This is a genomic window from Piscinibacter sp. (assembly GCF_047600445.1).
Lineage (GTDB): Bacteria > Pseudomonadota > Gammaproteobacteria > Burkholderiales > Burkholderiaceae_C > Piscinibacter.
Genome location: NZ_JASGKT010000002.1, coordinates 2,059,003 through 2,072,328, shown reverse-complemented (window position 1 = coordinate 2,072,328; position 13,326 = coordinate 2,059,003). Strand labels below are relative to the sequence as shown.

At 70.8% G+C, this 13,326-nt stretch carries 14 protein-coding genes; 11 read left to right on the top strand and 3 right to left on the bottom strand.

Annotated features, from left to right (window positions below; translation table 11 throughout):
* Positions 1–2 precede the first annotated feature (2 nt).
* From tkt to QM792_RS13875, 11 genes are all read left to right on the top strand, one after another.
* A complete protein-coding gene (gene tkt, locus QM792_RS13925; protein ID WP_415150701.1) occupies positions 3–2,042 on the top strand; it encodes a transketolase in 2,040 nt (679 codons plus the stop codon).
* A 19-nt stretch (positions 2,043–2,061) separates the two neighbouring features.
* Entirely contained in the window at positions 2,062–3,099 is a 1,038-nt protein-coding gene (gene fba, locus QM792_RS13920) for a class II fructose-bisphosphate aldolase (RefSeq protein ID WP_415150700.1), read from the top strand.
* Between the two features lie 71 nt (positions 3,100–3,170).
* Entirely contained in the window at positions 3,171–3,530 is a 360-nt protein-coding gene (locus QM792_RS13915) for a hypothetical protein (RefSeq protein WP_415150699.1), read from the top strand.
* A gap of 91 nt (positions 3,531–3,621) precedes the next feature.
* Complete coding sequence (locus tag QM792_RS13910) at positions 3,622–4,125, top strand: DUF6803 family protein (protein WP_415150698.1); 504 nt, start codon at positions 3,622–3,624, stop codon at positions 4,123–4,125.
* Between the two features lie 117 nt (positions 4,126–4,242).
* Positions 4,243–4,461 carry a TOBE domain-containing protein gene (locus QM792_RS13905; protein ID WP_415150697.1) on the top strand — a complete coding sequence of 73 codons (219 nt, stop codon included), beginning with the start codon at positions 4,243–4,245 and terminating at the stop codon, positions 4,459–4,461.
* Positions 4,448–5,038 carry an RBBP9/YdeN family alpha/beta hydrolase gene (locus QM792_RS13900; RefSeq protein ID WP_415150696.1) on the top strand — a complete coding sequence of 197 codons (591 nt, stop codon included), beginning with the start codon at positions 4,448–4,450 and terminating at the stop codon, positions 5,036–5,038. The genes QM792_RS13905 and QM792_RS13900 overlap by 14 nt, the downstream gene beginning before the upstream one ends.
* Positions 5,039–5,112: 74 nt before the next feature.
* Entirely contained in the window at positions 5,113–6,129 is a 1,017-nt protein-coding gene (locus QM792_RS13895; protein ID WP_415150695.1) for a sulfate ABC transporter substrate-binding protein, read from the top strand.
* Between the two features lie 35 nt (positions 6,130–6,164).
* On the top strand, positions 6,165–7,193 hold the full coding sequence (locus QM792_RS13890) for a sulfate ABC transporter substrate-binding protein (RefSeq protein WP_415150694.1): 1,029 nt from the start codon (positions 6,165–6,167) through the stop codon (positions 7,191–7,193).
* On the top strand, positions 7,190–8,023 hold the full coding sequence (gene cysT, locus QM792_RS13885) for a sulfate ABC transporter permease subunit CysT (RefSeq protein WP_415150693.1): 834 nt from the start codon (positions 7,190–7,192) through the stop codon (positions 8,021–8,023). Before QM792_RS13890 ends, cysT begins: the two co-directional genes overlap by 4 nt.
* Positions 8,020–8,946, top strand: a complete 927-nt coding sequence (cysW, locus tag QM792_RS13880) for a sulfate ABC transporter permease subunit CysW (RefSeq protein WP_415150692.1) — start codon at positions 8,020–8,022, stop codon at positions 8,944–8,946. The genes cysT and cysW overlap by 4 nt, the downstream gene beginning before the upstream one ends.
* A 1-nt stretch (position 8,947) precedes the next feature.
* Entirely contained in the window at positions 8,948–9,997 is a 1,050-nt protein-coding gene (locus tag QM792_RS13875) for a sulfate/molybdate ABC transporter ATP-binding protein (protein ID WP_415150691.1), read from the top strand.
* A gap of 295 nt (positions 9,998–10,292) precedes the next feature.
* Here QM792_RS13875 and QM792_RS13870 read toward each other — a convergent pair whose 3' ends face one another.
* From QM792_RS13870 to QM792_RS13860, 3 genes are all read right to left on the bottom strand, one after another.
* Positions 10,293–11,231, bottom strand: coding sequence for a CysB family HTH-type transcriptional regulator (locus tag QM792_RS13870; protein ID WP_415150690.1), 939 nt, complete (start codon positions 11,229–11,231; stop codon positions 10,293–10,295).
* A 103-nt stretch (positions 11,232–11,334) separates the two neighbouring features.
* Entirely contained in the window at positions 11,335–12,348 is a 1,014-nt protein-coding gene (locus tag QM792_RS13865; protein WP_415150689.1) for a Rieske 2Fe-2S domain-containing protein, read from the bottom strand.
* A 93-nt stretch (positions 12,349–12,441) separates the two neighbouring features.
* Positions 12,442–13,254 carry a helix-turn-helix transcriptional regulator gene (locus QM792_RS13860; protein ID WP_415150688.1) on the bottom strand — a complete coding sequence of 271 codons (813 nt, stop codon included), beginning with the start codon at positions 13,252–13,254 and terminating at the stop codon, positions 12,442–12,444.
* Between the last annotated feature and the right edge of the window lie 72 nt (positions 13,255–13,326).

Genomic DNA, 13,326 nt, shown 5'->3' with positions numbered 1-13,326 from the left:
GCATGACGACTTCCCCCGACGCCGCCGCGCTGCGCACGCTGTGCGCCAACGCGCTGCGCGTGCTGGCCATCGATGCGGTGCAGGCCGCCAACTCCGGCCACCCCGGCATGCCGATGGGCATGGCCGACATCGCCGAAGCGCTGTGGCGCCACCACCTGAAGCACGATCCGGCCGACCCGCAGTGGCCGGACCGCGACCGCTTCGTGCTCTCCAACGGCCACGGCTCGATGCTGCTGTACGCGCTGCTGCATCTTTCCGGCTACGCGCTGCCGATGAGCGAGCTGCGGCGCTTCCGCCAGCTTCATTCGCTGACGCCCGGCCATCCCGAGCACGGCCTGGCGCCAGGCGTCGAGACCACCACCGGCCCGCTCGGCCAGGGCATCACCAACGCGGTCGGCATGGCGCTGGCCGAGAAGCTGCTGGCTGCCGAGTTCAACCGGCCCGGCCACAGCGTGATCGACCACCGCACCTGGGTCTTCCTCGGCGACGGCTGCCTGATGGAAGGCATCAGCCACGAGGCCGCGTCGCTGGCCGGCACCTGGCGGCTGAACAAGCTGGTGGCCTTCTACGACGACAACGGCATCTCGATCGACGGCGACGTGAAGGGCTGGTTCGGCGACGACACGCCGGCGCGCTTCGAGGCCTATGGCTGGACCGTGATCCGCCACGTCGACGGCCACGACCGCGCGGCGCTCGATGCGGCGATCACCGCCGCGAAAGCCTCCGGCAAGCCAGTGCTGGTGTGCTGCCGCACGACCATCGGCTTCGGCTCGCCGAACCGCGCCGGCACCGCCAAGGCGCACGGCGAGGCGCTGGGTGCCGAGGAGATCGCGAAGACACGCGAGCAGCTCGGCTGGACCTGGCCGGCTTTCGAGATTCCCGACGCGGTGCGCGAAGCCTGGTCGGCACGCGAGCGCGGCGCGCAGGCGCGGCGCGAGTGGCAACAGCGTTTCGGCGCCTATGCCGAGGCGCACCCCGAACTCGCGCACGAGCTGCTGCGGCGCTTCGCCTCGAACGGCTTGCCGGCCGCTGCCGAGCAGGCGTTCGCGAAGGCGATCGCCGAGACGGAAGCGAAGCGCGCCAGCGTCGCCACGCGCAAGGCCTCGCAGGACGTGCTCCACGCGGTGGCGCCGCACTTGCCCGGCCTGCTCGGCGGCTCGGCCGACCTGACCGGCTCGAACCTGACCGACTGGAAGGGCAGCCAGCCGCTCACCGGCGCCGGCACCGGCAACCACGTGCACTACGGCGTGCGCGAGTTCGGCATGGCGGCGATCATGAACGGCATCGCGCTGCACGGCGGACTGCGGCCCTACGGCGGCACCTTCCTCACCTTCAGCGACTACGGCCGCAACGCGCTGCGCATGGCCGCGCTGATGAAGCTGCCGGTGGTGCACGTGTTCACGCACGACTCGATCGGCCTGGGCGAAGACGGGCCGACGCACCAGCCGGTGGAGCATGTGTCGAGCCTGCGGCTGATCCCCGGGCTGGACGTGTGGCGCCCCGCCGATGCGACCGAAACAGCAGTCTCTTGGCGCGAAGCGCTGCGGCGCGGCGACGGCCCCAGCGTGCTGGCGCTGAGCCGGCAGGCGCTGCCGCATGCCGGCGACGGCGCCGAGCGCATCGACGCCATCGCCCGCGGCGGCTACGTGCTGCGCCGGCCGGCCGACGAGCAAGTGGCGCTGATCGCCACCGGCTCCGAAGTGGGCATCGCGCTCGCCGCCGCCACGCTGCTGGCCGGCGATGGGCTGTCGGCGCGCGTGGTGTCGGTGCCCTGCCTCGATGTCTTCGAACGCCAGGACGCGGCATACCGCAGCGAGGTCATCCCGCGCCACCTGCCGCGCCTCGCGGTGGAGGCCGGCAGCACCGGCCTGTGGTGGAAGCATGTCGGCGAACACGGCGACGTGGTCGGCCTCGACCGCTTCGGCGAATCGGCGCCGGCCGGCGAGCTGTTCCGCCATTTCGGCCTCGGCGCCGAGCAGGTGGCGGCGCGCGCCGCGCGCCTGCTGCGCACGGCGGCGGCGCCCGAACTCGCAAGGTCTTGAACTTTCCAGGAGCCTTCTGATGGCCATGATCTCCCTGCGCCAGTTGCTGGACCACGCCGCCGAGCACGGCTACGGCGTGCCGGCCTTCAACGTCAACAACCTGGAGCAGATCCAGGCCATCCTGCAAGCCGCGCGGAAGACCGACAGTCCGGTCATCCTGCAAGCCTCGGCCGGCGCGCGCAAATACGCCGGCGAGCCCTTCCTGCGCAAGATGGTGGAAGCGGCGGTCGAGATGTACCCCGACATCCCGATCGTGATGCACCAGGACCACGGCGCCAGCCCGGCGGTGTGCCTGCAAAGCATCCGCAGCGGCTTCACCAGCGTGATGATGGACGGCTCGCTGCGCGAGGACGCCAAGACGCCGGCCAGCTACGAGTACAACGTGGACGTGACGCGCCGCGTCTGCGAGATGGCGCATGCGGTGGGCGTGTCGGTGGAGGGCGAGCTGGGCTGCCTGGGCTCGCTGGAGTCGGGCCAGGCCGGCGAGGAAGACGGCGTCGGCGCGGCCGGCACGCTCAGCCACGAGCAACTGCTGACCGACCCCGACCAGGCGGCCGATTTCGTCAGGCAGACCGGCGTCGACGCGCTGGCCATCGCCATCGGCACCAGCCACGGCGCCTACAAGTTCACCCGCAAGCCCACCGGCGACATCCTGGCGATAGCGCGCATCAAGCAGATCCACGCGAAGATCCCGAACACGCACCTGGTGATGCACGGCTCGTCGTCGGTGCCGCAGGAGTGGCTGGCGATCATCCGCGAACACGGTGGCGACATCCGCGAGACCTACGGCGTGCCGGTCGAGGAAATCCAGGAAGGCATACGCCACGGCGTGCGCAAGGTCAACATCGACACCGACATCCGCCTGGCGATGACCGGCGCGATGCGCCGCGCGATGGCCAAGGACACCAGCGAGTTCGACCCGCGCAAGTTCCTCAAGGACGCCATCGCCGCGGCGCGCGACGTGTGCGTGGCGCGCTTCGAGGCCTTCGGCTGCGCGGGCATGGCCTCGCGCATCCGGCCGGTGGCGCTGGAGGCGCAGGCGCGGGTGTATGCCTGAGGCGCCGTCCGTCGTGGCGTGATCTGACGGGCGTCATGCCGCGGCTGCCCGGCAGGCCGTATGCTCGCGGCATGCACCACTGGCGCATCCTGCTGCTCGTGACCGGCCTCGTCCTGGCGGGGCCGCTCGGCCTGCGCGCGGCGCTGGCGGTGTCGCCGGCAATCGCGGTGACCGCCGAGGCTCCCGCCGACGAGCCCTGTGCGCACGCGCACGGCGATGCCGCTGCCGCCGCGCCGCACGATGCCGAACCCGAGCACTGCGGCCAGACCAGCGCCTGCGCCGCCGCCTGCGCGGCGGCCTGCGCGCCGGCGGCGGCCGCTCCCGCCGTGAGCGGCGTGGCGCGTGCCGCCGTGCGCTCGCGGCCGTGCATCGACGAGGCCATTCCGCCCGGCCGCACCATCGCGCCCGAGCCGCCGCCGCCGACGGCCTGAGGTTCTTCCGTTCCTCCCTTTCCCCGTTGAACCGGAAACGCCGCGCGCCTTCATGCGCGGCGCGAACGAACCTGGCTGTGAGCTTTCGATCATGAACATGACCCATTACATGCAACTGCTGGCCGAGAACCAGCCCTGGAACCTGATCCTCTTCATGGCGGTGCCCGTCGTCCTCGCCGAGACGGTGGCCATCACCGAGCTGTTCATCCTGCTGCACCGGCCCGCCGGCGGCACGCTGGTGAACGTCAACCGCGCGGCGAGCGTCGCCGCCGGCGCGTACTTCGCCGTCGTGTTCGTCTACCTGATGGTCAACGCCGTGCTGCCGCTGACGCGCGGCGGCGAATGGCGCGGCCCGGCCGACGTGATCGCGGTGGGCTCCTACCTGGCCGGCGTGCTGCCGCTGGGCGCGATGGCGCTGATCGACCTGCGCTGGATCGGCACGGGCTGGAGCACCGAGACGCGCCTGGCGCGGCACGCGCTGGCGGTGGCGGCCTTTCTCGTCGTGGCGCACGTCGCGATGATCTTCGGCATGCTCGACCCGGCCGTGCTCGGCGCCGCGGCCGCGCCGCACGGGGCGCCGCACGCGGGGCATTGAAGCGGCTCATGCGCGGCGCGCATTTGCAGCGGCGGATTCGTTCGTTCCCCGCCGCGCCGCGCCTGCCTAGAGTGAGGGTTTCATCGTCCTCACCCCCCCGCAGAAAGGCGCCGCAGCATGAGCATCACCGCCATCAACGTCCGCAACCAGTTCCGAGGCAAGGTCAAGGAGATCATCGAAGGCCCGGTGGTCTCCGAGATCGACGTCGAGACGGCGCAGGGCCTGGTCGTCACCTCGGTCATCACGACGCGCTCGGTCAAGGAACTGAGGCTCGCGGTCGGCAAGGAGGTGATCGCGCTGGTCAAGTCGACCGAGGTGTCGATTGCCGCGCTTTGAGCCGCCGCGCCTGCTGGTGGTGCCCGGGCTGAACGACAGCGGCCCCGGCCACTGGCAGAGCTGGCTGCAGGCGCAGCACCGCGATGCGCTGCGCGTCAGGCAGCGCGACTGGTCCGAGCCCGACCTCGAGCGCTGGGCCGAACGCATCACCCACGTCGCGGCGCTGGGCGGCGGGCGCCGCTTCGTCGCGGTGGCGCACAGCTTCGGCTGCCTGGCGCTGGCCCGGCATCTCGCGCAGCAGCCCGATTCGCCGGTCGTCGCGGCGCTGCTGGTGGCGCCGGCCGAGCCGGACCGCTTCGGCATCGCCGGCCGGCTGCCGCCGCAGCGCCTGCCGCGCAGCACCACGCTGGTCGCCAGCGACACCGACCCGTGGATGAAACCCGCCAGCGCGCGCCGCTGGGCGCAGCGCTGGGGCAGCCACTTCGTCAACCTCGGCGACGCCGGCCACATCAACGTCGAGTCGGGCCACGGCCCGCTGCCGCTGGCCTCGCGCTGGGTGCAGACGGCCTTGCAGCGCGCCGCGCGCGAGCAGCGCATCGCGCATGCCGAGTGGGGCGAGTGGTCGTTCGCGGTCTGAAGCGCGAAAGCCGCATAAGCAGCGTCGGTTTCCTTCGTTCCCAGGCCGGGATGCGCTTCCTAGCATCCCGGCCCATGAAGCACACCACCCGACTCCTGCACACCCTCTTCGTCACCGCCGGCCTCGCCGCATTCGCCGGCGCCGCGCCGGCCAAGGACGTGACGCTGCTCAACGTCTCCTACGACCCGACGCGCGAGCTGTACGTCGACTTCAACAAGGCCTTCTCCGCCCACTGGAAGGGCAAGACCGGCGACACCGTCACGGTCAAGCAGAGCCACGGCGGCTCGGGCAAGCAGGCGCGCTCGGTGATCGACGGCCTGGAGGCCGACGTGGTCACGCTCGCGCTGGCCTACGACATCGACGAGATCGCCGAGAAGGCGAAACTCCTGCCCGCCGACTGGCAGAAGCGCCTGCCGCAAAACAGCGCGCCCTACACCTCAACCTACATCTTCCTGGTGCGCAAGGGCAACCCGAAGGGCATCAGGAACTGGGACGATCTGGTCAAGCCCGGCGTCTCGGTGATCACCGCCAACCCCAAGACCTCGGGCGGGGCGCGCTGGGGCTACCTGGCCGCCTACGGCTTCGCGCTGAAGCAGCCTGGCGGCAACGACGCCAAGGCGCGCGACTTCGTCGCCAAACTGTTCGCCAACGTGCCGGTGCTCGACTCGGGCGCGCGCGGCTCGACGGTGACCTTCGCCGAGCGCGGCGTCGGCGACGTGCTGCTGGCCTGGGAGAACGAGGCGCACCTGTCGATCAAGGAGTTCGGCGCCGACAAGTTCGACATCGTCTACCCGCCGCAGAGCATCCTGGCCGAGCCGCCGGTGGCGCTGGTCGACAAGGTGGCCGACAAGAAGGGCACGCGCGACGTGGCCCAGGCCTACCTGCAATACCTCTACACGCCGGAAGGCCAGGAGATCGCGGCGCGCAACTTCTACCGGCCGACCGACCCGAAGGTCGCGGCGAAGTACGAGAAGCAGTTCCCGAAGGTGAACCTGTTCACCATCGACGAGGTGTTCGGCGGCTGGACCCAGGCGCAGAAGACCCACTTCGGCGACGGCGGCGTGTTCGACCAGATCTACACCCGCAAGTGAGGCGAGGACGCACGCACCCCGAGCCCCGATCCGTCATGACCTTCACGACCCGACGCGCCGCGCTGCTGGCGCTGGCCGCCCTCGCATCCTCGCCGCCGGCCTTCGCGCAGGCCGGCCCGACCGCCGCCAAGACGCTGCTGAACGTCAGCTACGACGTCTCGCGCGAGTTCTACAAGGACTACAACGCCGTCTTCGCCGCGCACTGGAAGAAGACCGCCGGCGCCGAACTGACGCTCAACCAGTCGCACGGCGGCTCCAGCCGCCAGGCGCGCAGCGTGGTCGAGGGCCTGGAGGCCGACGTCATCACGATGAACCAGGCCAACGACATCGACCTGCTGGCCGAGCGCGGCGCGCTGATCCCGGCCGACTGGGCCAAGCGGCTGCCGGACAACGCCTCGCCGACCACCTCCATATCGGTGATCCTGGTGCGCAAGGGCAACCCGAAGCAGATCGGCGAATGGAACGATCTCGGCAAGCCGGGGCTGTCTGTGATCATCCCCAACCCCAAGACCTCGGGCAACGGCCGCTACACCTATCTGGCCGCCTGGGGCGCGGCGCTGAAGAACGGCGTGGCGCCGGCGGCCGCGCAGGCGCTGGTGGAGCGCATCTTCGCCAACGTGCCGGTGCTCGACGGCGGCGGCCGCGGCGCCACCACCACCTTCGCGCAGCGCCAGTTGGGCGATGCGCTGGTCACCTTCGAGAGCGAGGTGCCGCTGATCAAGCGCGAGTTCGGCGGCGACTTCGAGGTGGTCTATCCGACCTGGACGGTGCTGGCCGAGAACCCGGTGAGTGTGGTCGACAAGGTGATCGACCGGCGCGGCACGCGCACCGAGGCCGAGGCGTACCTCGAGTACCTGTGGTCCGACGAGGGCCAGGAGGTCGCCGCCAGGCACCATCTGCGCCCGCGCAATGCCAAGGTGTTGGCGAAGCATGCGAAGGACTTCCCCAAGGTGAACGCCTTCACTGTCGACGAGGTGTTCGGCGGCTGGAAGAAGGCGCAGAAGGAGCACTTCGACGACGGCGGCCTGTACGACCAGGTCATCGCGCGGGCGAAGAAGCGATGATCTTCACGCGGACGCTGCTCAAGCGGCACAGCGTGCTGCCGGGCTTCGACCTGGCGCTCGGCTTCACGCTGCTGTACCTGGGGCTGATCGTGCTGATCCCGCTCAGCGCGGCCTTCCTCAAGACCTTCACGATGAGCTGGCCGGCATTCTGGGATGCGGTCAGTTCGCCGCGCGTGCTGGCCTCGTACCGGCTGACCTTCGGTGCCTCGCTCGCGGCGGCCTTCCTCAACGCCTTCTTCGGCCTGGTCGTCGCGTGGGTGCTGGTGCGCTACGACTTCCCCTTCAAGCGGCTGGTCGATGCGCTGGTCGACCTGCCGTTCGCGCTGCCCACCGCGGTGGCCGGCATCGCGCTGACGGCGCTGTACGCCGGCAACGGCTGGATAGGCCAGTTCCTGCCCTTCAAGGTGAGCTTCACGCCGCTGGGCGTGTTGGTCGCGCTGACCTTCATCGGCCTGCCGTTCGTGGTGCGCACCGTGCAGCCGGTGCTGGAAGACCTGCACAAGGAGGTCGAGGAGGCCGCGGCGACGCTGGGCGCGAACCGCTGGCAGACCTTCCAGAAGGTGATCTTCCCGATCCTGACGCCGGCGCTGCTGACCGGCTTCGCGCTCGCCTTCGCGCGGGCACTCGGCGAATACGGCTCGGTGATCTTCATCGCCGGCAACATGCCGATGATCAGCGAGATCACGCCGCTGCTCATCATCACCAAGCTGGAGCAGTACGACTACCCCGGCGCCACCGCCATCGCGGTGGTGATGCTGGTGGCGGCCTTCGTGCTGCTGCTGGCGATCAACGGCCTGCAGGCCTGGACGCGGGCGAGGCAGGGGCGATGAGCAGCAGCATGTCCATCCCCGTTCGCGCTGAGCCTGTCGAAGCGCCGGCGCGAGCCACCGGTGTGGCCCCGCGCCCGATCCAGGCCGCCACCACCGAGCCCGCCTGGGTCAAGTGGCTGTTGATCGCCACCGCGCTCGCCTTCCTCGCCTTCTTCCTCTTCATTCCGCTGGCCATCGTGTTCGCCGAGGCGTTCAAGAAGGGCTGGGACGTCTACCTCGCCGCGATCGTCGAGCCCGACGCGCTGGCGGCCATCAAGCTGACGCTGATCGCCGCGCTGATCAGCGTGCCGCTGAACCTGGTGTTCGGCATCGCCGCGGCCTGGTGCATCGCCAAGTTCGAGTTCCGCGGCAAGAACGTGCTGCTGACGCTGATCGACCTGCCGTTCTCCGTCAGCCCGGTGATCGCCGGCCTGATCTATGTGCTGGTGTTCGGCTTGCAGGGCTGGTTCGGCGAGTGGCTGCGCGACCACGACCTGAAGGTCGTCTTCGCGGTGCCGGGCATCGTGCTGGCCACGGTGTTCGTGACCTTCCCCTTCGTCGCGCGCGAGCTGATCCCGCTGATGCAGGCGCAGGGCACCGAGCAGGAGGAGGCCGCGCGCGTGCTCGGCGCGAACGGCTGGCAGATCTTCCGCCGCGTCACGCTGCCGAACGTGAAATGGGCGCTGCTGTACGGCGTGATCCTGTGCAACGCGCGCGCGATGGGCGAATTCGGCGCGGTCAGCGTGGTCTCGGGCCACATCCGCGGCCAGACCAACACGATGCCGCTGCACATCGAGATCCTCTACAACGAATACCAGTTCGCCGCCGCCTTCGCGGTGGCCTCGCTGCTGGCGCTGCTGGCGCTGGTGACGCTGGTGCTGAAGTACCTGGTCGAGCAGCGCATGAAGAACGAGAAACGCACGGCCGGCGAACGGAGCGAATGAAATGAGCATCGAGATCCGCAACCTGAACAAGCGCTTCGGCAAGACCGTCGTCTGCGACAAGCTCGACCTCGACATCCCGGCCGGCGAGCTGGTCGCGCTGCTCGGGCCTTCGGGCTCGGGCAAGACCACGCTGCTGCGCATCATCGCCGGGCTGGAGGTGCCGGACAGCGGCACCGTGCTGTTCCACGGCGAGGACGCCACCCACACCGACGTGCGCCAGCGCCACGTCGGCTTCGTGTTCCAGCACTACGCCCTCTTCGCGCACATGACGATCTTCGAGAACGTCGCCTTCGGGCTGCGCGTGCGGCCCAAGGCGACGCGGCCGGGCGAGAAGGACATCCGCGCCAAGGTGACCGAGCTGCTCAAGCTCGTGCAGCTCGACTGGATCGCCGACCGCTACCCGCACCAGCTCAGCGGCGGCCAGCGCCAGCGCATCGCACTGGCGCGTGCGCTGGCGGTGGAGCCCAAGGTGCTGCTGCTCGACGAGCCTTTCGGTGCGCTGGACGCGAAGGTGCGCAAGGAGCTGCGCCGCTGGCTGCGCCGGCTGCACGACGAGATGCACGTGACCAGCGTGTTCGTCACGCACGACCAGGAGGAGGCGATGGAAGTCGCCGACCGCATCGTTGTGATGAACGAGGGCCGCATCGAGCAGCAGGGCACGCCCGACGAGGTTTACGACCACCCGGCCTCGCCTTTCGTGCTGCAGTTCCTCGGCGACGTGAACCTGTTCCACGGCCGCTTCGGCCACGGCCCCGGCGCCACCGGCGGCGAGGTCAGCTACGTGCGCCCGCACGAGCTGGAGATCGTCGCGGCGGCCGAGGAGGGCGCGGTCGCGGCGGTGCTGTCGCAGGCGCTCACGGTCGGGCCGAACACGCGGCTGGAACTGCGCCGCGTCGACGAAGCCGGCTACGTCGACGTCGAGATGCCGCGCGCCGAATACCTCGCGCTGCGCGACCGCCTCGGCCTCCAGCCCGGCTCGGCGGTGCACCTGCGGCCGCGCAAGGTGACGCGCTTCGCCGAGGAGTTGGTCGATCCGGCGGCGATGATCTGAAGGGGTTGGCGCTGGCTTTGGCGTCGGCGTCGGCGTCGGCGCTGGAGCGGCGCGGCAGGCGCGGCCCCGTGGGGGCTCATGCGGTGGCGGTCGGTGCTGCGCACCGACTTCGCTGCGATGCTCGACACCGGGGTCGCGTCGCGGAACTCGCTGCGCGGGCCTGGCCCGCTGCGCTCAGACACCCGCGACGAGCATGAGGACGAAGCGCGCGGGTACGCGCGCCGACCCCGGCGCCTGCGCTTCTCGCCGCCCCCAAATCGCCCCCACGGGGCCGCGCCTGCCTCTCAAGCCAAGCTCAAACCTCCACCGCCTCACCCGCCAGCGCCCGCTGCACCAGCTCGCGCGTCAGCGTCGGCGCGAAGGATTCGATGAAGGCGTAGACGTAGCCGCGCAGCCAGGTGCCGCGGCGGATGGCCAGGCGCGTCAGGTTGACCTCGAAGAGATGGCGCGCGTCGAGCGCGCGCAGCGTGCGGTCGCGCTCCGGGTCGAAGGCGATCGCGGCGACGATGCCCACGCCCATGCCCAGCTCGACGTAGGTCTTGATCACGTCGGCGTCCATCGCGCTGAGCACGACGCCGGGTTTCAGGCCGGCCTTGTCGAAGGCCTCGTCGATGTGCGTGCGGCCGGTGTAGCCGCTCTCGTAGGTGATGATCGGATGGCGCGCGAGCTGTTGCAGCGTCACCGGGCCCTCGGTCTCCAGCAGCTCGTGGCCGGGCGGCACGATGATGCTGTGCGTCCAGCGGTAGCACGGCAGCGCCACGAGCTGCTCGTACTGCGCCAATGCCTCGGTGGCGACGCCGATGTCGGCCTCGCCGGACAGCAGCATGTCGGCCACCTGGCGCGGCGAGCCCTGGTGCAGTTCGAGCGTCACCTGCGGGTAGACGGCGCGGAAGTCGCGCACCACCGTCGGCAGCGCGTAGCGTGCCTGCGAGTGCGTCGCCGCGATCGACAGGCGCCCGCTGTTCTGCGCGACGAATTCGTCGCCGACGCGCTTGAGGCTGTCGGCGTCGAGCAGCAGCCGCTCGACGATGGGCAGCAGCACCGCGCCGGGCGGCGTCAGGCCGGTCAGGCGCTTGCCGGCGCGCACGAAGATCTCGATGCCGAGTTCGTCCTCCAGCTCGCGGATCTGGCGGCTGACGCCCGGCTGCGAGGTGTGCAGCGCGTGCGCCACGTCGGTGAGGTTGAAGCCGAGGCGGGCGGTCTCGCGGACGGCGCGGAGTTGCTGGAAGTTCATGGGGCGTGCGCGGAACGAATCCACGATTGTCGCCCCCGGCCCCGCGCCGCCCTAGGACGCGAAGCTTCTAAGCAAGTGCGCCGCTCGCATAAGCGGGGCGGCTTCAGGCCTCGGCGCGCAGCGCCTCGTCGACCACGCGCCGGAACTGGATCAGCGCCGAGTCCATCGCCAGCGGCAGCATCGGTGCGTCGGGCTTCATCGCGATGATGCGCGCCTGCGCGGTGATCATGTCGCGGTCTTCGTTGAAGGCCTGCACCAGGCTGTTGTAGACGTTGTCGGCCAGGCTCGAACCGCCCTGCGCCGTCGGCACGCCCTGCATGAAGAAGTAGTGCGTGCTGCCCTCGGTCTCGGGCGTCAGCGCCTGGCAGGAGTGCAGTTGCACCGAGGGCGGGCCGTCCTTGTCGGTGGTGCCGGTGGGGCGCCCGCCGGAGTGCATCAGCAGCGTGGCCGGCAGCACGAAGTCGTAGACGAAGTGCCGGTCGATGTTGCCGTCGAAGGGTTTCATGCGCAGGTAGAAGGGCGGCGGCGGCACGTCGGGTACGTGGCGCGAGACGCGCACGCCGCGCGGCACCTTCTCGATCGTCGGGCGCGACTGCGCGATGGCCGGCGTGCCGCCCAGCGTCTTCTCGTGCACGTAGCTCAGGTGCGAGAAGTCGAGCAGGTTGTCGGCGATCAGCGCCCAGGGCGTGTCGTAGTGCAGGTAGCCGGGCTTGTAGTGCCAGTCGGGGTCGCCGCAGGAGAAGTTGTCGGGCAGCGTCGCGACGTCGGCGCGCTCGGGCTCGCCCATCCAGGCGAACACCCAGTGGTTCTTCACCGCCACCGGGTAGCGGCGCACGCGCGCCTTGGGCGGCACGCTGGCCAGGCCGGGAATCTCGACGCAGGTGCCGCTGGCATCGAACTTCAGGCCGTGGTAGCCGCAGCGCACGCAGTCACCCTCCTTGCGCCCCGCCGACAGCGGCGCGAGCCGGTGGCAGCAGCGGTCTTCCAGCGCCACCACCTCGCCGGCGGCGGTGCGGAACAGCAGCAGCGGCTCGCCGATCACGGTGCGCGCGAACAGGCCGTCGTCCGGGATTTCGTGGTCCCAGGCGACGACGTACCAGCAGTTGCGGATGAACATGGTTGTTGTCTCCTGTCGTCGTTCGATGCCGCACGGTAGCGGCGCGGGCGGCGTTTGTCTGTCCTCTGCGCTGGCGACGCGGCGGCCCTCGTTTCAGCGCGGCGCGTGGTTCAGGCACAACGCGAACAGCTCGCCGGCGCCGTGGATGGCGAGCTTGCCGTAGGCGCGCCGGCGCAGCGTGGCCACGCTGCTCGGCGCGATGCCCAGCGCCAGGCCGATGCCCTCGCGCGTGTGGCCGGCCAGCGTCAGCGCGCAGACCTCGCGTTCGCGCGCGCTCAGGCGCGCCGGCAGCCGGCGCAGCATCGCCTCGGCGGCCTCGGGCGCCAGGCGCGTCGCCGGGCCGTCCTGCGCGGCCGGCTGCAAGGCGTCCAGGTGGCGGCCCAGCAGGGCCAGCAGCAGCGGCGCCAGCGCCGCGAAGCGCGCCAGCTCGCGCGCGCCGAACGGGCCGCCGGCGCGGTCGCGGTAGAGGTTGAAGGCGCTCCAGTGGCCGTCGACCAGCGCCAGCGCGGAGACGCGGTCGACGAGGCCGAAGCGGTCCCACAACTGCTCGCGGTAGGCGGTGTCGGCGATCTCCTCGCGGCGCAGCCGCACGATCGCCGGGTTGCCGTCGACGGCCTCGCCGCGCGGCGGGATCAGGCCGCGCAGCCGGTCCAGCCGCGCCAGTCCGCTGCCGGCGTAGACGCGCGCCGATTGCAGCGCCGCCGGCCCGCCGCCGGCGCTGGCCGTCATCACCACGCGCGCCTGCAAGCCGCTGTCGTAGCGGAAGGCGGTGGCGTGCGCCGGCTGCAAGGCCGGCGCCAGCCAGGCGATCAGCGCGGCGCCGAAGCCGTCGTGGCCGAGGCGCTCGACGACGCGCGCGAGCGCCTCGGCGTCCAGGCTCAGGCGCGGGGCGGGCATCGCGGGCATGGCGCGGATTGTCCGCCGCGCGGGGGACAGACGGCGCTCAGGCATAGGCGCAGCATCGCACTACGACAAAAC

Bases quoted from the DNA above. Each gene is read 5' to 3' on its own strand.
- tkt (WP_415150701.1), top strand. From the start codon at position 3: ATGACGACTTCCCCCGACGCCGCCGCGCTGCGCACGCTGTGCGCCAAC.
- fba (WP_415150700.1), top strand. From the start codon at position 2,062: ATGGCCATGATCTCCCTGCGCCAGTTGCTGGACCACGCCGCCGAGCAC.
- QM792_RS13915 (WP_415150699.1), top strand. From the start codon at position 3,171: ATGCACCACTGGCGCATCCTGCTGCTCGTGACCGGCCTCGTCCTGGCG.
- QM792_RS13910 (WP_415150698.1), top strand. From the start codon at position 3,622: ATGAACATGACCCATTACATGCAACTGCTGGCCGAGAACCAGCCCTGG.
- QM792_RS13905 (WP_415150697.1), top strand. From the start codon at position 4,243: ATGAGCATCACCGCCATCAACGTCCGCAACCAGTTCCGAGGCAAGGTC.
- QM792_RS13895 (WP_415150695.1), top strand. From the start codon at position 5,113: ATGAAGCACACCACCCGACTCCTGCACACCCTCTTCGTCACCGCCGGC.
- QM792_RS13890 (WP_415150694.1), top strand. From the start codon at position 6,165: ATGACCTTCACGACCCGACGCGCCGCGCTGCTGGCGCTGGCCGCCCTC.
- cysT (WP_415150693.1), top strand. From the start codon at position 7,190: ATGATCTTCACGCGGACGCTGCTCAAGCGGCACAGCGTGCTGCCGGGC.
- cysW (WP_415150692.1), top strand. From the start codon at position 8,020: ATGAGCAGCAGCATGTCCATCCCCGTTCGCGCTGAGCCTGTCGAAGCG.
- QM792_RS13875 (WP_415150691.1), top strand. From the start codon at position 8,948: ATGAGCATCGAGATCCGCAACCTGAACAAGCGCTTCGGCAAGACCGTC.
- QM792_RS13870 (WP_415150690.1), bottom strand. From the start codon at position 11,231: ATGAACTTCCAGCAACTCCGCGCCGTCCGCGAGACCGCCCGCCTCGGC.
- QM792_RS13865 (WP_415150689.1), bottom strand. From the start codon at position 12,348: ATGTTCATCCGCAACTGCTGGTACGTCGTCGCCTGGGACCACGAAATC.
- QM792_RS13860 (WP_415150688.1), bottom strand. From the start codon at position 13,254: ATGCCCGCGATGCCCGCCCCGCGCCTGAGCCTGGACGCCGAGGCGCTC.